This window comes from Staphylococcus sp. EG-SA-2 (assembly GCF_017152085.1).
In genome coordinates, this window is sequence record NZ_JACYHC010001065.1 from 1 (window position 1) to 753 (window position 753).

Here is a 753-nt window from a genome sequence, read left to right on the forward strand (position 1 = left end):
CTGGTGCTGCAGATTGGGTTAGTGATGGTGCATTTTCAGATTATGCGGATTCAATACAAAAACAAGGTTATGACGTTAAAGCTATTGATGGTCATTCGAACATAACAGAAGCAAGTTTGAAAAGTTCTAAAATATTTGTAATTCCTGAGGCTAATATTCCTTTCAAAGAATCAGAACAGGCAGCAATTGTTAACTATGTGAAACAAGGTGGCAATGTTGTCTTTATTTCAGATCATTACAATGCTGACCGAAATTTAAATCGTATTGATTCATCAGAGGCAATGAATGGTTATCGACGTGGAGCATATGAAGATATGTCGAAAGGTATGAATGCAGAAGAAAAAAGTTCTACTGCAATGCAAGGTGTGAAAAGTTCAGATTGGTTATCTACAAACTTTGGCGTACGTTTTCGATATAATGCACTAGGTGATTTAAATACGAGCAATATTGTTTCTTCAAAAGAGAGTTTCGGTATTACTGAAGGTGTGAAATCTGTCTCTATGCATGCCGGATCAACATTAGCAATTACTAATCCAGAGAAAGCAAAAGGTATTGTGTATACACCAGAACAATTGCCAGCGAAAAGTAAATGGTCACATGCTGTAGATCAAGGTATTTATAATGGGGGCGGTAAAGCAGAAGGCCCCTATGTAGCAATTTCTAAAGTTGGAAAAGGTAAAGCAGCATTTATCGGTGATTCATCACTTGTGGAAGATAGTTCGCCCAAATATGTAAGAGAAGATAATGGAGAAA

The 753-nt window shown here is 36.8% G+C and carries 1 pseudogene; it reads left to right on the top strand.

The annotated features are described in order from the left end of the window. Positions 1 to 753: pseudogene (locus tag IDG60_RS18005) on the top strand (DNA-binding protein); the annotation flags it as partial.